This is a genomic window from Pseudomonas sp. KH_040 (genome assembly GCF_057839305.1).
Genome location: NZ_CM174487.1, coordinates 2,352,964 through 2,371,431, shown reverse-complemented (window position 1 = coordinate 2,371,431; position 18,468 = coordinate 2,352,964). Strand labels below are relative to the sequence as shown.

Below are 18,468 nucleotides of genomic sequence, written 5' to 3'. Positions count from 1 at the left end.
CAACGATTAACTCGTCCCCCCCCCGCCCTCGGCCAACAATGAATGCCACTGCGCAGCGTTGTTTTTTTGACCTGAGGGGATGCGCCGACCGTGCATTCCCCATCGACACGGACTTTGGCCATGGCTCACTTACAGCACAGCGTCGCCCTCGCCCCTGCCAACGAACCACGCAAGACCGGCGTCGGCGGACTCAGTCCGCAACGTGAACGACAGGTCAAACAGCTGATCCTCGAACGCCTCGGCGAAAGCCTTGAGGTCACCGAACTGGCTCGCGCCTGTTCACTGTCGCGCAGCCATTTTTCCCGCGCCTTCAAGTGCAGCACCGGGCTGTCACCGCAGGACTGGATTCGCACCCAGCGCCTGGCGCGGGCCAAGCTGTTGATCCAGCACACCGACCTGAGCCTGACGCAAATCAGCCTGGAATGCGGCTTCTGCGATCAGGCGCATTTCTGCCATATGTTCACCCGCAGCGAAGGCATCAATCCGTTTGCCTGGCGCTGCCAGATCATGCGTGAACCCAAAGCTCACCGTGCACAGCCTGCCGTGTTTTGATCGCGGCCCCCGTTGCACTGACGCTCAAACCTGAGGATTATGCCGGGACACCCCGGATTAGAAGGCCTGCGCACGCGCCCGGCACTATTCCGCTCTGTCCGCCGCAGCACCGCAGGAGTGAGCTGTTGAGTCTTTCACCGAATCAGGCCCTCGGTTTTGGCCCTTATCGGATTCATCCCGGGCAACGTTTGGTACTCGAAGGCGAGCAGCCGTTGCGTCTGGGCCGACGGGCGATGGACATCCTCCTGATTCTGCTGGCGCATGCCGGCGAAGTGGTGAGCAAGCAACAATTGATGGCAGGGGTCTGGCCGGACACTGTCGTTGAAGACATCAACTTGCGTGTGCACATGGCGGCGCTGCGCAAGGCGCTCGGTGACGGTCAGGCCGGCCAGCGTTACATCATCACCGTGGCGCAGCGGGGTTACAGTTTCGTCGCACCGGTTTTGCTGAAATCCATGGAGGAGCGCCCTGTGGGCAATGCTGGCGGTCGACACAATCTGCCCTTGCGGCGCACGCGGATGATCGGCCGCCAGCCGCTGGTCGACAGCTTGATGACGCAACTGCCGCGCCAACGCTGCATCACCCTGGTCGGCCCCGGCGGGATCGGTAAAACCACGGTGGCCCTGCGGGTAGCCGAACAGTTGATCGGGCACTATCGCGACGGCATTCGTCTGGTGGATCTGGCACCTCTGAGCGATCCCCGGCTGATCTGTTCACACTTGGCCGCCCTGCTTGATCTGGCACTTCTCGAAGGCGACCCGCAGACAGCACTGGTCAAAGGCCTGCAACAACGGCAGATGCTGTTGTTGCTCGACAACTGCGAGCATTTGATCGATGCCGTCGCAGCGCTTAGTGAAAGCATTCTGCGTGGGGCGCCGCACGTGCATATCCTCGCCACCAGCCGCGAAAGTCTGCGGGCCGAAGGCGAGTACGTACAGCGTCTGGACTCCCTCGAATACCCGCCGATGACGACGATGCTGGATCGTGAGCTAACGCTGAATTTTTCGGCGCTGCAGTTGTTCGTCGAACGAGCGACGGCCGCGCAGGAAAGCTTCGAACTGAACGATGCCCAGTTGCCACAGGCAATCGAGATCTGCCATCGGCTCGACGGCATTCCACTGGCATTGGAACTGGCGGCAGCGCAGGTCACCGAACTCGGACTGGATGGTCTGCTGAGCCAACTGCAAGGCCGTTTACCGCCGCTGGCAGCGGGCAATCAAAGCAGTCTGGAGCGTCATCTCACTCTGCGCGCAACGCTGGACTGGAGTTTCAATCTGCTCGATCGCTGCGAACAAACCTGCCTGCGTCGTCTGGGCGTGTTTCGTGGTGGTTTTACCCTCGAGTCGGCGGCAGCCGTTATCGTCGGTCAGCAGATCGACCCCGGCATGGTGTTTGTGTCGATCACGCAACTGGTGGCCAAATCCCTGCTCGCCGTCGAGGTCGGTGACGAGGACGTGTTCTACCGCTTGCTCGACACCACCCGACGTTACGCGCTGGAAAAACTCGATCACGCCGCCGAATGCGAGGAAACCCGCGAACGCCATGCCGAACGCTGTCTGGCGTTGATGCAGCAGGCGCAGAACGATTGGGAAAACACGCCGACCTTGTTATGGATCGATCGCTACGCCCGAGGGCTGGAAGATTTGCGCGCAGCGCTGGACTGGAGCCTGAACGGTGTAGGCCCTGGTGGTTTGGGGATTCGGCTGACGGCGGCGTCGGCACCCTTGTGGCAGGAGTTGTCGCTGCTCAAGGAGTACGGCGCCTATGTGCGCCGGGCGCTGAGCCTGTTTGATGAACTGCACGAACCCTGCCCGCGCCTGAAAGTCGCCCTCAAACTGGCCCTTGGCAGTGCCTGCTACCACACGTGGGGTGGCACGGCGGAAACCATCCAGGCCTTCGCCGAAGCCCGCCAGTTGGCCCACGAGCACGACGACGTTGCCGGACAATTGCGCGCAGTCTCCGGGCACATGGCGGTCAACCTCAGTTGCGGGCACTACCGCATGGCGCTGGCACAGAGCGAGCAGTTCGACCGCCTCGGCCTGCACGGCGACCCGCTGTTGTCACTGAGTACCCACCGCTTGCGCGTATTGGCTCTGCATTATGCCGGCGACCAATTGCAGGCGCGCATCCACGCCGAACAGGTCCTCCAGCGCATGGCGCACAGTGGTCATGTCAACCGCTTCACTCATGGCTTTGGCGTGCAGTACGACCAAAGCGTCGCGTCGCTGACGGTGCTGGCACGGGTGTTGTGGATGCAGGGTCTGCCAGAGCAAGCGTGGCGCACGGCGCGGCAGGCACTGGACATTGCCGTGCAAATCGACCATGGCACTTCGATTTGCTACACCCTGGCGCTGGCCAGTTGCCTGATCGCTCATTACAACGGCGATCAGCAAAACGCCCGGGCGCTATTGCAGTTGCTGCTCAAGCAGTCGCAGAAACATTCGGTGCTGCTGTTCAACACTTGGGCGCGGCACTACGCGCAGGTGATCGAACCACAAGTCAGTGCGCCTGTGTCGACAGGCAGCGGCGGGCTGATCGGGGAAATCATGGTGACTCTGGATGACCGTTTTGTCGACGACGCGCTGCTTGAGCGAGCGCTGAGTGGTGATGCGGGGTGGAGCACGGCGGAGATTCTGCGGGCTCGGGCGGATACGTTATTGAAGGGAGGGATGGTTTGTCTGGGCGGGCCTCTTCGCGAGCAGGCTCGCTCCCACACTGGTTCCGAGTACATCCAGAATTCCTGTGGGAGCGAGCTTGCTCGTGAAGGGGCCATTCAGGAAGCCGAAGCACTCCTGCAACAATCCCTGACCATCGCCCGCACTCAAGGCGCGCTCGCCTGGGAACTGCGCAGCGCCACTTCATTGGCGCAACTCTGGCAGCGTCAGTCACGCTGTCGCGAGGCGCTGGATTTGCTCAGTCCGATCTATCAACGTTTCACCGAGGGCTACGCGACCCCGGACCTGCGCAAGGTGCACTTGCTGATCGACGAATTACGCGAGAGCGCGCACGTCTGAAGCCCGGCGAATCCGCTTGATGTAACGTGCATGCCGGCGTTCAAGATCAATCCCCTCACCACTGCGCTCAAGTTCCGTGCGGGCATAGCACCGGGTGGTATTGAGCATCCGGTACCGGCCTGCACTGGCGCCGCGTTCCAGTGACAGCCAAGACTTCTGCGCCAGGCCTTCGATGATCGCGGCCAACTCCGACACAGCCAGTCGCGGGCAACTGATCACCGCCAACGCAGCCTCCAGCGTAAACGCCAGTTTGAACACCGATAGGCGTTGCAGCACGCGTTGTTCCTGCTCACTCAAGCATTGATAGCTCCAGTCGAGTGCCGCCTGCATGGATTGGTGCCGCGCCACTGCAGTGCGCCGGCCATGGCTGAGTACTTGCAGGCCGTTGGCCATTTGCGCTTGCAAACCTACCAGCGCCAGCGCATCGATCTGCGCCGCCGCCAGTTCGATCGCCAGCGGCAAACCATCGAGTTGACGACAGATCTCAAGCACGGCACTGACATCCTGCTCGCGCAAGCGGAAATCATGCTGTCGCGCCCGTGCACGGCTGACGAACAACTGCACCGAGGAATGTCCCATGGCTTCAGTGATGCAATTGGCTGCCGAGCGCTTCGGAATGGCCAGCGCTGGAACACGCTGCAGGGTTTCCAGACTGACCTGTAAGGCTTCACGACTGGTGGCGAGGATCGACAGTCGAGGCGCGGCGTCGAGCAACGTTTCAACCGCTAATCTGCAAGCATCGCGGCGGTGGTCACAGTTATCCAGCAGCAGCAACGCATGGCGAGTCGACAGCCCGGTCAAATCGCTCTTCAGGGTGCGCAGCACATGGTCGAGCAGCGGCGTGTGGTCGTCGATCAAGCTCAGATCTACTTGCCATACACCGTCTCTGTAGTACTGCAAAAGCAGTTCCGCGACCCGCAGCGCCACGGTGGACTTACCTACGCCCGGCGCTCCGGTGATGGTCATCAACCGACACAGCGGCATTTGTCGCACCAACCCGCCAACCAGCGAGTCACGACCGGTGACCGAGGTCAGTCGCGCTGGCAAATTATGCTGGGGTGTCTGCAAGCCCTCGAAAACCACTTGCGCGGCGCTGTCGCAGCGGACCGGAGCGATAAAGCTGTAACCGCATTGTGGTACATGGACGATGTAACGCTGACCGTTCTCGCCGTCACCCAACGCTCGCCTGAGCGCCGCAATGTGCACGCGCAGGTTGATCTCCTCGACCACCGACGTCGGCCATACCAGCGCGATCAACTGCTCCTTTCTGACCACTCGACCGGCACGCTCGACCAGCACTTGCAGAATGTCCAGCGCGCGACCGCCCATGCGCAAGGGCCGATCTCCATCGAGTATCAGCCGTTGCCGCAGATGGAAGGCGTAAGGGCCGAAATGCAGCACCGACGCCGTGTTCAAATCGTTGAGGCTATCCATGCCAACTATCTTGGCAGCCTCAGATGACGCGACAACCGCTACACGAGGCGCAGCACGGACATCCGAGTGCGCCAGACGGACACAAGCGCTCTAGCTGAACTGTTCGCGGTATTGCGCGGGAGTCAGGCCGAGCTTTTCGGCAAACAGTGAACGCATGTGCCGCACACTGCCGAACCCACTTTTGTAAGCCACGGTTTTAAGCGGCAGATCACTGGTTTCCAGCAGATTGCGCGCGCAGTCGATGCGCGCACTTTGCAGAAACTCCATCGGCGTCATGTGGATGTCGCGGGTGAACACCCGCGCAAAATGCCGCGCACTCATGTTGGCAATGGCGGCCATGCGCTCGACCGTAAAGGCTTCGTCGAGATGCTCCAGCACATAGCTTTGTGCGCGGGTGATCGGCGTTTCCTGTGGCGCCACGGCAGCCATCAGCGGACTGAACTGCGCTTGACCGCCCTGCCGCTTCATCACCACCAGCAGGACTTTGGCGACATCCTGGGCGAGTTTTTTGCCGTGATCGCGGGCGATCACGGCCAGCGCCATATCGATGCCGGCAGTGACGCCACCCGAGGTGATCAGATTGCGATCCTCGACATAGATCTGATCGGTCGTGACATGGGCTTTGGGGAATCCCTTGATCAGACGTTCGGTGTAGTTCCAGTGCGTGGTCACACGGTAGCCATCAAGTAATCCGGCATGCCCCAACACAAACGCGCCGGTGCAGATCGAACCGTAATATTCAACGCGCCGGACGGCGTCTTTGAGCCAGGCAAACAACGACGGAAACTGCTGGTTGTAGGCACCGGGGCCTCCCGGCACCAGCAACAAATCATAACGTTCGGTGTCGCCGCCAATGGTCCGGTCCGCCTGCACCATCACACCATTGGAGGCCCGCAGCGGTCCATCTTCGGTGCCAAGCGTGATCAATTGATAATGCGCATCGGGTTTCAGATACCGATTGGCAACCGAAAACACCTCCAATGGCCCGGCCATGTCGAGCAGGAGAAAGTCGGGGAACAGCACCATTGCCACGGTTTTCATGGGAGGACATCACTTCAATCAAAGAAACATGAGACAGGCCAGACATTATGGCCAACTGTAGCCGTTTGAGCGCAAAAGTTTTGTGTGACAGCTATCGCAAAACTGTCAACCTGAAAGGGACAGTCTTTCAATTTTCATCTACTTATTGCGCAATCCAGTAAACAGTAACCTTCTCCTCACTCGGACGAATTCACGTCCCGCAAGGAGATTTCATCATGCTGACTCTTCGCAAAGCCTCCGATCGTGGCCTCGCCAATCATGGCTGGTTGAAGTCCTTTCACACCTTTTCCTTCGCCAGCTATCGCAACCCTCGCGAACAGGGTTTTTCCGACCTGCTGGTGATTAACGATGACCGCGTTGCCGCGGGCAAAGGCTTCGGCCAGCACCCGCATCGCGACATGGAGATCTTTTCCTATGTGCTGGAAGGTGCGCTGGAACACAAGGACACGCTGGGCACCGGTTCGGTCATTCGTCCAGGCGACGTACAATTAATGAGCGCAGGCAGCGGCGTGGCGCACAGCGAGTTCAACCATTCAGCGATCAAACCGGTGCACTTCCTGCAGATCTGGATTGTGCCGGAGGTTGCCGGAGCCAAACCGCGCTATCAACAAGAGCATTTCAGCGCCGAGAAAAAACGCGGTCGCCTGCAGTTGATCATTTCGCCGGACGGCAAGCACGGTTCGCTCAAGGTGCGTCAGGATGCACGGGTCTTCGCCGGGCTGTTCGACGGCAAGGAAAGCGCCACACTGGAACTGGCTGCCAACCGCTATGCCTATGTGCATGTCGCGCGTGGCAGCGTTGAACTCAATGGCCAGCCATTGCACGAAGGTGACGGCGTGCGGGTTCGCGAAGAACAGTTGCTGACCTTGAGCAACGGTGTCGATGCCGAAGTGCTGGTGTTCGACCTGCGGCCGCAGGAATTGCCAGAGATGCCATGACGCGGTGTTTCAATGCTCACGAAAAACGGCCTTCTTTGAAGGCCGTTTTCTATTGTGCTGATTCGGGTGCTTGTTGCGAAGCAGGTCTGGGTGCGCCTATATCTTTACCTACCTGGATCGCCGCGAGTGTCGTCTGCAAGGTGGTTAACACCGCTGCCTGATTGGCGAAGTGCGCCCCCACGACGATGGTGATCATTCCGAGAAAATGGACGGCTGTCGTCGCCCAGTAATGCGCCTTCACTGTCGAGGCTTGTTTGATGGCTTCTTTTGAATCTTCGGCGATTTGTTGTACACCGTCCCACATCAAATCGTATCGTTTGTCCCTCTCCGCCTGAGTCAAAAGATAAGCATCGATTTTTGCCGACACACCCTCGAACCGAGCGTCCATCCTGGTCTCAATGGTTTCGATCCGGGCATTGAATTCTTCACGGCTTATTGCGTTCATGGCTTGAGTATTCCGGCTTTTACTCGATAGATCACTGATTGGATTTTGACTGAATTCCGAGGTTTTCAATTCGACACCTTCCTGGGTCTACATACCGTCCCTGGTATTAAATCGGTGAGTTTCCAACGCCTCTCACCGAGCTGAAGAAACGATAGGCCCCATCCAGAATGCTGACAAGCCGGGCGATTCTGCCTCTGGTGTAGGCCGTTTCGTCAGAGGTTGTAGCCCTGCCAAAACAGCATCTACCTATTCATTCTCCGACGCGAACACATCGACAATCTGCTCAATCACCGCCCTCACCCGCGCGGTGTGGCGCAGGTCCGCGTGGGTTACCAGCCATACCTCATACGGGAGCGGCGTAGTGCGCTCCGGCCATAGCCTGATCAAGCCATCGCGCTCACCCATGTATACCGGGATTTCTCCTACACCCAACCCTGCTGCAATCGAACGACGGACGAGCAAACTGGAACTGAGGCTGGCGACGATCCGACCGCGACTCAACGGCTCCGATACCAACGTCAGGTCCTTTTTGCCTTGCAGATACGGTTGATAAACCACCAGATCATGCCCTTCAAATGCCGTGCCCGGCGGCGGCACTCCATTGGCATCTATATAGGCTTGGGAAGCAAACAGCCCCACCGGCCATCGGGCAATGCGCCGGGCAATCAGGTCAGGGTTGTCCGGCCGGGTGTTGCGCACGGCGATATCCGCCTCACGCTTGGCCAGGCTGAGAATCTGTGTGGACGCATCCAGTTGCACGCGCACGTGCGGGTGCTGCTCGTGCAAGCGGGCAATCGCCGGAATCAGAAAATCGATGGCCAGCGAATCCGTGGTACTGACGCGCACCGTGCCAGTCAGACGATCGTCCAAGCCTTGAATCTGCCGCTCCAGCTCCAGCGCCGAATGCTCCATTTTCTCCACGCTTTTAAGCGCTGCTTCGCCGACCGCCGTCAACGCGTACCCGTCAGAGGTGCGCAGGAACAACGTCGCGCTCAGGGACTTTTCCAGTGCCGTGATGCGCCGCCCGACGGTTGCCTGATCCACCGCCAAAACCCTCGCTGCACCGCGCAGCGTCGATTCGCGGCAAACGGCAAGAAATACCCGTGCGTCATCCCAATTCATGCTGTCTCCAGGCGATGCAAATTCGCATCAGCGTGCCGCTTAATCGCTGCATTAACGCAGCAACGATAGCCGATATGCTGAACGCCATAAACCTTCCGCGAGATCGCTATCATGCGCACTTCAACCTCCACCGGCATCTGGCTGTCGATCTTCGCTGGCCTCTGCGCCAGCCTGGTCAGCATCGGACTGGCGCGTTTCGCTTACACCCCGTTGATCCCTTCGCTGATTGAGGCGCAGTGGTTCAGCGCCAATGATGTGGTCTACCTCGGAGCCGCCAATCTGGTGGGTTATCTGATCGGCGCCCTGCTCGGCCGGCCTGCAGCACGCCAACTCGGCAATAAAAATGCCTTGCGGCTGATGATGCTGGTGGTCACGGCGGCATTTTTTGCCTGCGCGTTTCCGTTGTCGGTGAGCTGGTTCTTCGGCTGGCGGCTGCTGTCCGGGATTGCCGGCGGCGCGATCATGGTTCTAGTGGCCGCGACAGTACTGCCGCATGTCCCGGCGGCGCGTAAAGGGCTGGCCAGTGGCGCGATTTTTCTGGGTATCGGTCTTGGCATTGCCGGTTCCGGGACGCTGGTGCCACCGCTGTTGAGCCTTGGCTTGCAGGCAACGTGGCTGGGCCTGGGGGCTTTGGCCTTGTTGCTGACGGTGCTGAGCTGGTTTGCCTGGCCGTCTGATTTCCTGCACCCGGTCGTTGCGCAAGAAATAGTGCCCGTAGAACCAACACCGCGTGGTGTGTACTTGCTGTTCGCTCAATACGCTTTTATGGCAGCCGGCCTGGTGCCCGCCATGGTGTTTCTGGTGGATTACGTGGCGCGTGGACTCGGTGCCGGGGCGCATATCGGCGCGTTGATCTGGGTGATGTACGGCTTGGGCGCGATTGTCGGCCCGGTGAGTTATGGCTTTCTCGCCGATCAACTGGGCGCACGGTCCGGCATTCGTCTGGTGCTGGTGGTGCAGGCGATTGCCCTAGGACTGCTGGCGATCTCCCACTCGTTTCTGGCGCTGGCTTTGCTGGCGGTGATTCTCGGTTCATTTCCGCCGGGCATTGTGCCGCTGGCGCTGGCGCGGGTGCATGAATTGGTGCCGGAGCACCATCGCCAGCAAATCGCCTGGAGCCGTGCCACGGTGTCATTCGCCACGTTTCAGGCGCTGGCCGGGTTTGCCTATTCGGCGCTGTTCAATGCCAGCAGCGGGCATCACGCGTTGTTGTTCGTTATTGCCGCTGGCGCGATCGTCGTGGCGCTGCTGCTGGAGCAAGCCATGAAATGGCTGCCCGCCCCGGTTGAACGGCGCTGCTGTGCAAATTGAAGGGAATCATTGCTTGTGCAGCACGCTCCCACTTACACAACTCAAGCCAAGAGGAATCGATATGTCCCTGCCCAGCGAAATGACCCGAATCGAAATCACCGAGCCCGGTGGACCCGAGGTCTTGCAACCCCGCCGCGTACCGCTGCCAGTCGCCGCAGAGGGCGAGGTGTTGATCCGCGTACACGCCGCCGGAATCAACCGGCCGGACGCCTTGCAGCGCGCCGGCAAATACCCGATGAAACCCGGCATGAACCCGATTCCCGGGCTGGAGGTCGCCGGTGAAGTCGTGGCGCTCGGGGCGGGTGTCAATCAGTTCGCCGTGGGCGACAAAGTCTGCGCGCTGACCAATGGCGGCGGTTATGCCGAATACTGCGCCGTCCCCGCCGGCCAGACCCTGCCGATTCCCGACGGCCTGGACTGGGTGCACGCCGCCGCGATCCCGGAAACCTTCTTTACCGTATGGGCCAACCTGTTCGGCCTCGGTGGCGCCAGCCGTGGTCAACGCGCATTGATTCATGGTGGCACCAGCGGCATCGGCACTACCGCACTGATGCTGTGCCGCGAATTCGGCATAGAAGCGTTCGCCACCGCCGGCAGCCCGGACAAATGCGCAGCGATCAGCAACCTTGGCGGCTTGCCGATCAACTATCGCGAGGAGGAGTTCGCCAAGGTCATCGCCGATAAAACCGCAGGCCAGGGCGTCAATGTGATCCTCGACATCATGGGCGGCTCGTATCTCAACGATAACGTCAGCGCTTTGGCGATGGATGGCCGTCTGGTCATGCTCGGTTTCCTCGGCGGCGCACGGGCCAACGACTTTGATCTGCTGGCAATGATGGCCAAACGCGCGGTGATCACCGGCTCCCTCTTGCGTGCCCGTACCGCTGCTGAAAAAGCCGCGATTGCCGATCAACTGCGCGAGCACGTTTGGCCGGCGCTGGCTGCCGGGCGCTGTCTGCCGATGATCGACAAGGTTTTTTCACTCAACGACGCGGCTCAGGCTCACGCGCACATGGAGGCTGGCGACCATATCGGCAAGATCGTTCTGCAGGTCGTGTGAGTCTTTGCAGCATTTGGTAATCGTTGCGCCGGGGCGGTGGTCGAAAAACTCACGCGCAGACCGAGGCATCTGGTAAAAAGCCCTCTTTGTCTGCGCCTGGGTGAAACGTTTAATGTTCCTGTCCTTCATGACGCGTCTGCGACGCCGCCGTTTGGCGTTTGCCTGCATGGCCGCGCTGATTATCGGCGTGCCGACCAGTTGTGCCGTACTCGAACACACCGAACGCAAACTGCTGTTTCGCATCGAACCGGGCACCGCCGGTTGGTATCGCGGCTTGCCCGGCAGCGTGCAGGAACTCGACCTGCAACCGAAGAGTTTCAAGGCCGGGGAAAACATTCATGCCTGGTGGTGGCCGGCGGAAAAGGCCAATGCGCCGGCCATTCTCTATCTGCATGGCGTGCGCTGGAACCTCACCGGGCAGTTGTTTCGCATCGAACAATTGCGCGCGGCGGGTTATTCGGTGTTGGCCATCGACTATCGCGGTTTCGGCAAGAGTCACGGTGATCTGCCATCGGAAAGCAGTGTCTACGAAGACGCACGCGTGGCGTGGGAGCGCTTCAAACTGCTGCAACCGGACCCGGCCAAACGCCTGATCTACGGGCACTCCCTCGGTGGTGCTGTGGCGATCGATCTGGCAGCGGAACTTGGGCAGGCCGCCGCCCGCGATCACTCCGCGCTACCCGTGCGCGGACTGGTGATCGAGTCCACGTTTACCACGCTGGCAGATGTCGCCGCCTCTGTGGCCAACACTTCATTGCCGGTGCGCTGGCTGCTGTCGCAGAAATTCGATTCGATCGACAAGATCGCCGACATTCATATGCCGCTGCTGGTGGTTCACGGTCTGGCTGATGCTTTCGTTCCTCCGCGCTTCAGCGAGCAACTGTTCAACGCCGCGCAACAGCCCAAGCGCCTGTTGCTGGTGCCAGGAGCGACGCACAACAACAGCATGGCGCTCGGCGGGCAGAATTATCGCAAGGCGCTCGACAGCCTGATGCAGAGCAAACCAGCGCCGCGGATGGCCGGACCGGCGACAGTGCGCAGCGGGCGGGACACTTAACGGTAACCGCGCGCCTGCAAATCGAACAGTTGCGCGTAATGCCCCGCAGCGGCGACCAGTTGATCGTGGCCACCCTGCTCCAGAATCCGGCCTTGTTGCAGGACGATGATGTGGTCGGCATTGCGCACGCTGGAAAAACGATGGGAAATCAGCAAGGTCATGCGCCCTTCGCTGTGCTGGCTGAAATGCTCGAACACCGCCGCTTCGGCCGCCGGATCGAGGGCGGACGTCGGCTCATCGAGGATCAGAATGTCGGCCTCACGGCGCATGTAAGCGCGGGACAAGGCAATCTTCTGCCACTGCCCGCCAGACAATTCCTGGCCACCGGCAAACCAGCGTCCCAATTGCGTGGCATATCCCTTGTCCAGTCCTTCGATAAAGGGCGCCGCCATCCCTTGGGCAGCCGCCTCCTGCCACCGTTGCGAATCGTTGAACGCCAAGGTATCGCCGACGCCGATGTTTTCTCCGACGCTGAACTGATAGCGGATATAGTCCTGAAAAATCACGCCAATACGTCGACGTAACGCGGTCTCCTGCCAATCCTGCAAATCGCTGCCGTCGAGCAGGATGCGCCCTTGATCGGGGCGGTAGAGCCGGGTCAGTAACTTGATCAGCGTGGTCTTGCCTGAACCGTTCTCTCCGACCAACGCCATGCTCTGGCCTGGCACCAGTTGCAGGTCAATATTTTCCAGTGCCGGTCGACTGGCACCCGGATAACGGAAACCGACGTTTTCGAAACGCAAACCATCGCCCGGGCAGGCACCGACCGTCAGGTGGCCGCTATCGACCTGAACCGGTTCGGCTAGATATTCATAAAGACTGGTCAGGTAGAGGCCGTCTTCGTACAGGCCGCTGATTGCACTCAGGCTGCTGCTCACCGCGCTTTGGCCTTGCTTGAACAACACCAGATACATGGTCATCTGGCCAAGACTGATCTGGCCATGCACAGCATCGATCACCACCCAGGCATAGGCCACGTAAAAAGCCGCCGTACCGAGCAGACCGAGGCCGAAACCCCAGCCATCGCGCCGCAACGTCAGGCGTCGATCTTCGGCATACAACCTGGCGAACGTGTCGCGGTAGCGTTGCAGCAACAGTGGTGCAAAACCGAACAGCTTGACCTCTTTGATATAGGTTTCGTGGGACAGCAAGGTTTCGATGTAATTCTGCTGCCGACTCTCCGGCGCGCGGCGGGTGAACAGGCGAAAGGCGTCACCGGAAAAATGCGCCTCGGCAAAGAACACCGGCAATGCTCCGACCACCAGCAGCACCAGCGCCCAAGGGGAGAAATGCACCAGCAGCACACCAAAGCTGATCAACATGATCAGGTTTTGAATCAAGCCCAACGACTTCATGACCAGCGCCAATGGCCGGGTCGAAGCCTCGCGACGCACACGCACCAGTTTGTCGTAGAACTCGGAGTTCTCGAACTGCACCAGTGACAGGGTCTGTGCTTTCTCCAGGATCAGCGTATTGACCTTCTGCCCTAGCTGCACCCGCAACAGCGACTGCTGCACCGAGAGCGCCCGTTGCGTGCCGGACAACAGCGCCAACACCCCGGCCTCCAACAAAACGTAACGCAACACCGGCCACAACGGCGCACTGCCGTGTTGCGCGTGCAACTGCATCGCTGCGACCACGGCATCGACAATTCGCTGCCCCAACCACGCCGCCAGTGCCGGCAGCAGCCCGGCCACCAACGTTGCCAGCACCAGCCCCAGAAACAAGCCACGCGATGTCCCCCAGACCAGGCGCAAGGCGCGCTGCGCCTGATCGAACAAGGACGTGAAGCGTGATAGATCAGGCATGGGGCGTTGGACTCTGCAGGTGATGGTGGTGCGTCATGGTACTCCAGCGCTTGGACTGAATTTCACACAACGACCGCGTTATCGTCGAAGCGCTTTTCAGAACAAAAACATCTGGAAGACTCACGCCTTTCCGGCGTCCAACGCTCTGCTATGTTTTAACCGCCTAACGCGGAACCCGGCGAACACCCGCCATGCTCCGCGCCTGACTGCCGGGAGCAGAGACATGAGAATCGACCCGTACCTGATCTTCAACGGTGACTGCCGCGAGGCCTTCACCTTTTACCAGCAAGCCTTGCAAGGAAAGCTCGAAGCGATGATGTCATTCGGCGAGACACCCGCCGCCGAGCATGTGCCCAAAGAACACCACAATCTGATCATCCACACCTGCCTGAAAGTGGGTGATCAGATGATCATGGCCTCGGACACCACACCCGACCGCCCGACTCAAGGCATGAGCGGCTGCTCGATTTCGCTGAATGTCGACAGCATCGCTGAAGCTGAGCAGGTGTTTAACGCTCTGGCCAAGGACGGCCGCATCGATATGCCGCTGGAGGCGACTTTCTGGGCGGTGCGCTTCGGCATGCTGGTGGATCGTTTTGGCGTATCGTGGATGGTCAATTGCGAGAGCGAAAAGTGAGACAAACTTTTCGCCAGGCATGAAAAAGCCCAACCGGTTCAGGTTGGGCTTTTTGCTTCAGCGCTGGGCCAGTTCGTGGCGTACGCATTGTTCATAATAGGTCTGCTTGACCGCTGCGGGTTTGAGCTTTGATGGACTGTCGTAGGTCTGCTCGGTGATCCCCATCGCAGTCATGCGCATCCACGGCTGCTGGAACTTGCGCACCTGCAGGCGTTTGCGCGCGCCATACAGCGAAATCCCCGCAAGCTTCGACTGCTGCGCGCCGGCGGCGATGTCCGAACCCCATACACAGGCAAAACGATGACTCTTGCTCAACTCTTTCGCCTGAACCCCACAGGCGATGACAGCCAGGGAAAGCGTTGCAACGGTTATGACAATCGTCCGCATATAGCCAACCTAACCTTTTGAAAAAAGGCGATTTTGCCGGGGAAGCGTAAGTCCGGGGGCCAGCAATTTGCCTTCTCGCCACTCGTCCGGTGGCCCGCACCTTTCGCCTCTTAGCACTTCCAAACTGAACACCCCTCAGTGGAGCGTACAAATAATGAACAAGAATATTGCTGCCCTGTCCCTCGCCAGTCTGCTGCTCATTGGCCCTGCCTGCACATTGGCTGCCGAGGAGACTAACGCTGGGTCTGCTGCCCCGCCGACCGCCCTGCCAGGAGTCAATTCCGGCAGCAAACAATCCAATGAAGAAAAGGCGAACAAGAAAGGCGAGGAATCGTCAGGCGGCAACGCAGGCGCGCAATCGCACGAAACGGAAAAGGACGCTGCGACTTCGAGTGACTCGGATGACATCAAGAAGAAGCCTGCACAATAGCCGTTCTTTTTCCGTCTCGTGGTGTGCTCCAAACATTGCAACTAGCGAGCCTGGCACCATGAATACACGCTAGCCGCACTGGCATCGCATAAAGGGACACGTACTGAAAAGGCCAATACTGAATGCATTGGCCTTTTTAAATGAATTATACGACCGGGAGAGAGTAACTCTGATAGTCGCTCAGTGGCACCTCCTGTTTGTGCTCGCCCCAAGCCCCACCCTTTATTGATTTGTAGTACCAGAAAAACCCACCGACAGCACAGCTGCCAAAATTAAAATCGAAAGAAACATGAGACCATCATAATCCCGCACAAATAGAAACGCCAAGAACCACTCTTAGTTCGTGAACTTGTCCTTTGTATATTGAGTACCAATGGGATCACCAAGAGAATTTGTCGGTGTTAGTGTCCGTCCTCCTGCAGAAACAAACCTAAGTTGGAGGGAACCGTCATTGTCATCAAGACCGTCAAACGTGTCATTGATCATCATCCACACATCCTCACCACCGCTGAACGCCCCTCGCAGACCCAGCGCCTCTGGCGATCCATGCTCACCGACTCTGAATATTGCCTGCCCCACTATTGCCTTCTCGCCGCTATAAGGATATTTCTTGTCCCCCTTATCAATATTCATAATGTAGTAGTTGCCCTTGCCTACACCATATCCTTTAGCATCACAGGTTCTGGCGTCTCGCTCGCGAGTATTGAAGCACCATGTACCATCTGCATAAAGATTGCCTGCCGAAGGGATTTTCCCGATACGTTGCCAGCCTTTATTCGCATGAATTTTACTTTCCATTTAGCAACACCTCATCAACAAAGAATAGAATTCTGCCTGCAGCAAAAAAAACTATAGTTCGATATTTTTTGGCGTCAAATAAACTTACGACCTATACACTTCTATATACCAGAGCTATAAAGCAACATCAGCACTATGGCGCTATTTCGAAAGTGTTAAGTTGTTAAAGCAAGAGACTTGATTACCCCCAAAAGACGCGACACGCTGGAAGTAATGTCGTCTGACATCGGAAATAATGGCTTTCATCGACATCTTGCCTGCCTGAAGCGCAATGAGTCTGCGGATGTCCGCGTTGGTGATGAGGTTACTCGCTGAGCATGCATTGGTGCAGTCGTGGCGAATACGACCGCATGACCCACGCAACCTGACGTCGCAGCTTTTGGCTGAGTCCGCATCGAGGTCAATCAGTTCGCGAGGACCGGCTCTGATCATCTTGAGGAGAAAACGAGATGCCCCCCCGCAAATTCCCCACGCATGAAAAAGCCCAACCTTTTCAGATTGGGCTAAGTCATTGAATTATATGGTCGGGACGGAGTGATTCGAACACTCGACCCTTAGCACCCCATGCTGGGGACTGTAGCGATCCAAGCTATTGTTTTGTAAGGATAAAGACCTGTATTCAGGGTGGCAAAATATCCGTTTTTTTGTGCTTATGCAAACGGTAAACCGCGGCCAGCAGCATGGGTTTTGCGCACGATCCGCCGTCGTGGGAGCTCAATCCGGCGAGACACACGTCGCGATTGCCTGAAGTACGATTGAGAATGCGATCAGGGCACCCGACCATCTCAACAGTGCGCCATTTCGCTTTTCATCATAGGCCGCCTCTAATGCCTGCAGGTTCAGTTCTGCTTCGCCTGGGTAATGCTGCTTGTCATCCCTCACCGCCAAGTAATGGTCTGCCCAAATGGAATCTGGCAGCTCAGATTCAGCCTTGCTGAGCGCGAGTGCCTTCAAATCGATCTTTGTCGCTAGGCAGAGCGCGACTAGTTGGCACGCGTAAGATGCGAGGTTCAAAGCTTTAACGACGGTCATGGCGCAGCCCCCTCAGAATGATGTGCCATGTTGCCATGTGAGGCTGCTGTCGGCGAGTTTGCCCACCACCATGTCAAGGTGACTTCTGAATAAACGTAAGCTGCTGATATAAAAGGGAAAATACCCTAAAATCGCAGGGTGACAAATCAACATTACCCACTATAAGAATCAACAACTTAGTGCTTTATTTTCCTACAGTGCTTTGCCTCCACCTACGGCGTTCTGCCGACACCCACCAATCCAAAATCCTACAGTTCGTCGCCTCACGCTCGCCCACCTAGCGCGCCCCATTACTGTATATAAAACCAGTAACTAGCAAGGCGCCTCCGTGGACCCCCTCTATATAGAAGACACCGACGATTGACTCGGCAACCCAACTTCGCTCGAAACCTGCCCGCACCAGCTCAGGATGTACGAGAACGAATTCGAAGCGCTCAACCTCAAGCTCGATCGGGCACTTGAAAATATTGAGGGATTGGTTCGTGACAATGACGCGCTCACCCAGGAGAGAAATTCTCTCAGGGCAAAGCTTCAGTACGCCGAGGGGGATTTACTAAGCGAAAGGCGCAGATTTGCAGACGTGGCACACCAGAGAGACCATCTCTTCCAAGAAAATCAGCGACTTCTCAGGGATGCGAGGGATCGTGAGAGCTGACCGCCTTCACATAGGCCTGGCAAGCTGCCAAGGCAATCCGCCCCCGGTCGCCGGTGTCGGTGATGGCGATAATTCGTTGAGCATGCGCCGGGGCAAGTCGGGCGAGTACGGCTGCATGATCCACGCCTCGGGCGCCGGCGTTGGCAGGCACGTCGCAGCCTTTGGCAACGTCGGTTGCGTCGAGGAGGACTGACAGCCGCAGATCAGAAGTGGCAAGGCGATCGCGCAGGCGATCTTGGTCACGTTGGGCATCGGTCATTTTCTCGAAGTGGGTTTTCTTGCTGGCCGAAAGCTTCTGCTCTAGCGCCAGGCGCTTGTCCTGCTCGACCTGTTGGGCGGTAGCTGCAGCGATGGTCAAACCTGCAAGCTGAAGTGTTCGATCTGGAAGAGCTGATCAAAGCAGTTGCCTACGGCCAGGCGCCTATCTCGGTGCTGACCGTCAGCTGGGAAAACCTCGACGCACTTGTGGCCGAACAAGGCGCCAAGTTCAGCATGGCCGGCGTGAAGCTGGTCAAGGTGGCAGCATGATCAGCCTCAACCTCAACGCAGTTCGTGCAAAGCAGACTGAGTCCGATGAAATCGCCGCTGCGATGGCCGACTTTTGGACGCGGGCTGGAGGCAACTTCAAGGAGTTGCCGTCGGCTCGGGTGAAGCTCAGGCCTGCGCGGCGGGACTGGGTAGACCCTCAAACGGTTCTCAAGCGGCGCTCGAAGTAGATATCGGCCACTGACCGCGAAGCTCTGCGTA

Annotated in this window: 17 protein-coding genes and 2 pseudogenes; 10 read left to right on the top strand and 9 right to left on the bottom strand. The window is 58.5% G+C overall.

What is annotated here, in order from left to right; translation table 11 throughout:
* Positions 1-120 precede the first annotated feature (120 nt).
* Complete coding sequence (locus tag AC3IUF_RS10660) at positions 121-552, top strand: helix-turn-helix domain-containing protein (protein WP_007913516.1); 432 nt, start codon at positions 121-123, stop codon at positions 550-552.
* 125 nt (positions 553-677) lie between these two features.
* Positions 678-3,566, top strand: coding sequence for an ATP-binding protein (locus tag AC3IUF_RS10655; RefSeq protein ID WP_489280994.1), 2,889 nt, complete (start codon positions 678-680; stop codon positions 3,564-3,566).
* Here AC3IUF_RS10655 and AC3IUF_RS10650 read toward each other — a convergent pair.
* Entirely contained in the window at positions 3,543-5,000 is a 1,458-nt protein-coding gene (locus tag AC3IUF_RS10650) for an ATP-binding protein (protein ID WP_463542760.1), read from the bottom strand. The genes AC3IUF_RS10655 and AC3IUF_RS10650 overlap by 24 nt on opposite strands.
* A 90-nt stretch (positions 5,001-5,090) precedes the next feature.
* A complete protein-coding gene (locus AC3IUF_RS10645; protein WP_007913509.1) occupies positions 5,091-6,041 on the bottom strand; it encodes a GlxA family transcriptional regulator in 951 nt (316 codons plus the stop codon).
* Positions 6,042-6,256: 215 nt separating this feature from the next.
* On the opposite strand from AC3IUF_RS10645, the gene AC3IUF_RS10640 reads away from it, so the two are divergent.
* Positions 6,257-6,979, top strand: coding sequence for a pirin family protein (locus tag AC3IUF_RS10640; RefSeq protein ID WP_007913508.1), 723 nt, complete (start codon positions 6,257-6,259; stop codon positions 6,977-6,979).
* Positions 6,980-7,028: 49 nt separating this feature from the next.
* Here the strand turns inward: AC3IUF_RS10640 and AC3IUF_RS10635 are convergent, their stop codons facing one another.
* Positions 7,029-7,493 carry a hypothetical protein gene (locus tag AC3IUF_RS10635; protein ID WP_238539533.1) on the bottom strand — a complete coding sequence of 155 codons (465 nt, stop codon included), beginning with the start codon at positions 7,491-7,493 and terminating at the stop codon, positions 7,029-7,031.
* 177 nt (positions 7,494-7,670) lie between these two features.
* A complete protein-coding gene (locus AC3IUF_RS10630; RefSeq protein WP_007913506.1) occupies positions 7,671-8,546 on the bottom strand; it encodes a LysR family transcriptional regulator in 876 nt (291 codons plus the stop codon).
* Between the two features lie 111 nt (positions 8,547-8,657).
* On the opposite strand from AC3IUF_RS10630, the gene AC3IUF_RS10625 reads away from it, so the two are divergent.
* From AC3IUF_RS10625 to AC3IUF_RS10615, 3 genes are all read left to right on the top strand, one after another.
* Positions 8,658-9,857 carry a YbfB/YjiJ family MFS transporter gene (locus AC3IUF_RS10625; protein ID WP_007913505.1) on the top strand — a complete coding sequence of 400 codons (1,200 nt, stop codon included), beginning with the start codon at positions 8,658-8,660 and terminating at the stop codon, positions 9,855-9,857.
* Positions 9,858-9,918: 61 nt separating this feature from the next.
* A complete protein-coding gene (locus AC3IUF_RS10620; RefSeq protein WP_447784460.1) occupies positions 9,919-10,917 on the top strand; it encodes an NAD(P)H-quinone oxidoreductase in 999 nt (332 codons plus the stop codon).
* 112 nt (positions 10,918-11,029) lie between these two features.
* Entirely contained in the window at positions 11,030-11,974 is a 945-nt protein-coding gene (locus AC3IUF_RS10615) for an alpha/beta hydrolase (RefSeq protein WP_007913502.1), read from the top strand.
* Here AC3IUF_RS10615 and AC3IUF_RS10610 read toward each other — a convergent pair.
* On the bottom strand, positions 11,971-13,782 hold the full coding sequence (locus AC3IUF_RS10610; protein ID WP_489280993.1) for an ABC transporter ATP-binding protein: 1,812 nt from the start codon (positions 13,780-13,782) through the stop codon (positions 11,971-11,973). The two genes, AC3IUF_RS10615 and AC3IUF_RS10610, sit on opposite strands and share 4 nt — an antisense overlap.
* A 223-nt stretch (positions 13,783-14,005) precedes the next feature.
* Here AC3IUF_RS10610 and AC3IUF_RS10605 point away from each other — a divergent pair, with 223 nt between their 5' ends.
* Positions 14,006-14,419, top strand: coding sequence for a VOC family protein (locus tag AC3IUF_RS10605; protein WP_123374823.1), 414 nt, complete (start codon positions 14,006-14,008; stop codon positions 14,417-14,419).
* A 57-nt stretch (positions 14,420-14,476) separates the two neighbouring features.
* Here the strand turns inward: AC3IUF_RS10605 and AC3IUF_RS10600 are convergent, their stop codons facing one another.
* On the bottom strand, positions 14,477-14,806 hold the full coding sequence (locus AC3IUF_RS10600) for a hypothetical protein (RefSeq protein ID WP_007913493.1): 330 nt from the start codon (positions 14,804-14,806) through the stop codon (positions 14,477-14,479).
* 154 nt (positions 14,807-14,960) lie between these two features.
* On the opposite strand from AC3IUF_RS10600, the gene AC3IUF_RS10595 reads away from it, so the two are divergent.
* Positions 14,961-15,236 (top strand): hypothetical protein, encoded by a 276-nt coding sequence (locus AC3IUF_RS10595; protein ID WP_007913492.1) that lies wholly within the window; start codon positions 14,961-14,963, stop codon positions 15,234-15,236.
* Positions 15,237-15,572: 336 nt separating this feature from the next.
* Here AC3IUF_RS10595 and AC3IUF_RS10590 read toward each other — a convergent pair whose 3' ends face one another.
* The 3 genes and pseudogenes from AC3IUF_RS10590 to AC3IUF_RS10580 form a co-directional block, all read right to left on the bottom strand.
* Positions 15,573-16,034 carry a hypothetical protein gene (locus AC3IUF_RS10590; RefSeq protein ID WP_007913491.1) on the bottom strand — a complete coding sequence of 154 codons (462 nt, stop codon included), beginning with the start codon at positions 16,032-16,034 and terminating at the stop codon, positions 15,573-15,575.
* 714 nt (positions 16,035-16,748) lie between these two features.
* Complete coding sequence (locus tag AC3IUF_RS10585) at positions 16,749-17,066, bottom strand: hypothetical protein (RefSeq protein WP_489280992.1); 318 nt, start codon at positions 17,064-17,066, stop codon at positions 16,749-16,751.
* A 626-nt stretch (positions 17,067-17,692) separates the two neighbouring features.
* Positions 17,693-18,079, bottom strand: a pseudogene (locus AC3IUF_RS10580) (lysis system i-spanin subunit Rz); the annotation flags it as partial.
* Between the two features lie 2 nt (positions 18,080-18,081).
* On the opposite strand from AC3IUF_RS10580, the pseudogene AC3IUF_RS10575 reads away from it, so the two are divergent.
* Together AC3IUF_RS10575 and AC3IUF_RS10570 are read left to right on the top strand one after the other, a co-directional pair.
* Positions 18,082-18,249 (top strand): annotated as a pseudogene (locus AC3IUF_RS10575) (Heme peroxidase); the annotation flags it as partial.
* On the top strand, positions 18,246-18,437 hold the full coding sequence (locus AC3IUF_RS10570) for a hypothetical protein (RefSeq protein WP_489280991.1): 192 nt from the start codon (positions 18,246-18,248) through the stop codon (positions 18,435-18,437). The pseudogene AC3IUF_RS10575 and the gene AC3IUF_RS10570, both read left to right, overlap by 4 nt.
* Positions 18,438-18,468: the final 31 nt, after the last annotated feature.

Bases quoted from the DNA above. Each gene is read 5' to 3' on its own strand.
- AC3IUF_RS10660 (WP_007913516.1), top strand. From the start codon at position 121: ATGGCTCACTTACAGCACAGCGTCGCCCTCGCCCCTGCCAACGAACCA.
- AC3IUF_RS10650 (WP_463542760.1), bottom strand. From the start codon at position 5,000: ATGGATAGCCTCAACGATTTGAACACGGCGTCGGTGCTGCATTTCGGC.
- AC3IUF_RS10645 (WP_007913509.1), bottom strand. From the start codon at position 6,041: ATGAAAACCGTGGCAATGGTGCTGTTCCCCGACTTTCTCCTGCTCGAC.
- AC3IUF_RS10640 (WP_007913508.1), top strand. From the start codon at position 6,257: ATGCTGACTCTTCGCAAAGCCTCCGATCGTGGCCTCGCCAATCATGGC.
- AC3IUF_RS10630 (WP_007913506.1), bottom strand. From the start codon at position 8,546: ATGAATTGGGATGACGCACGGGTATTTCTTGCCGTTTGCCGCGAATCG.
- AC3IUF_RS10625 (WP_007913505.1), top strand. From the start codon at position 8,658: ATGCGCACTTCAACCTCCACCGGCATCTGGCTGTCGATCTTCGCTGGC.
- AC3IUF_RS10620 (WP_447784460.1), top strand. From the start codon at position 9,919: ATGTCCCTGCCCAGCGAAATGACCCGAATCGAAATCACCGAGCCCGGT.
- AC3IUF_RS10615 (WP_007913502.1), top strand. From the start codon at position 11,030: ATGTTCCTGTCCTTCATGACGCGTCTGCGACGCCGCCGTTTGGCGTTT.
- AC3IUF_RS10610 (WP_489280993.1), bottom strand. From the start codon at position 13,782: ATGCCTGATCTATCACGCTTCACGTCCTTGTTCGATCAGGCGCAGCGC.
- AC3IUF_RS10605 (WP_123374823.1), top strand. From the start codon at position 14,006: ATGAGAATCGACCCGTACCTGATCTTCAACGGTGACTGCCGCGAGGCC.
- AC3IUF_RS10600 (WP_007913493.1), bottom strand. From the start codon at position 14,806: ATGCGGACGATTGTCATAACCGTTGCAACGCTTTCCCTGGCTGTCATC.
- AC3IUF_RS10595 (WP_007913492.1), top strand. From the start codon at position 14,961: ATGAACAAGAATATTGCTGCCCTGTCCCTCGCCAGTCTGCTGCTCATT.
- AC3IUF_RS10590 (WP_007913491.1), bottom strand. From the start codon at position 16,034: ATGGAAAGTAAAATTCATGCGAATAAAGGCTGGCAACGTATCGGGAAA.
- AC3IUF_RS10585 (WP_489280992.1), bottom strand. From the start codon at position 17,066: ATGACCGTCGTTAAAGCTTTGAACCTCGCATCTTACGCGTGCCAACTA.
- AC3IUF_RS10570 (WP_489280991.1), top strand. From the start codon at position 18,246: ATGATCAGCCTCAACCTCAACGCAGTTCGTGCAAAGCAGACTGAGTCC.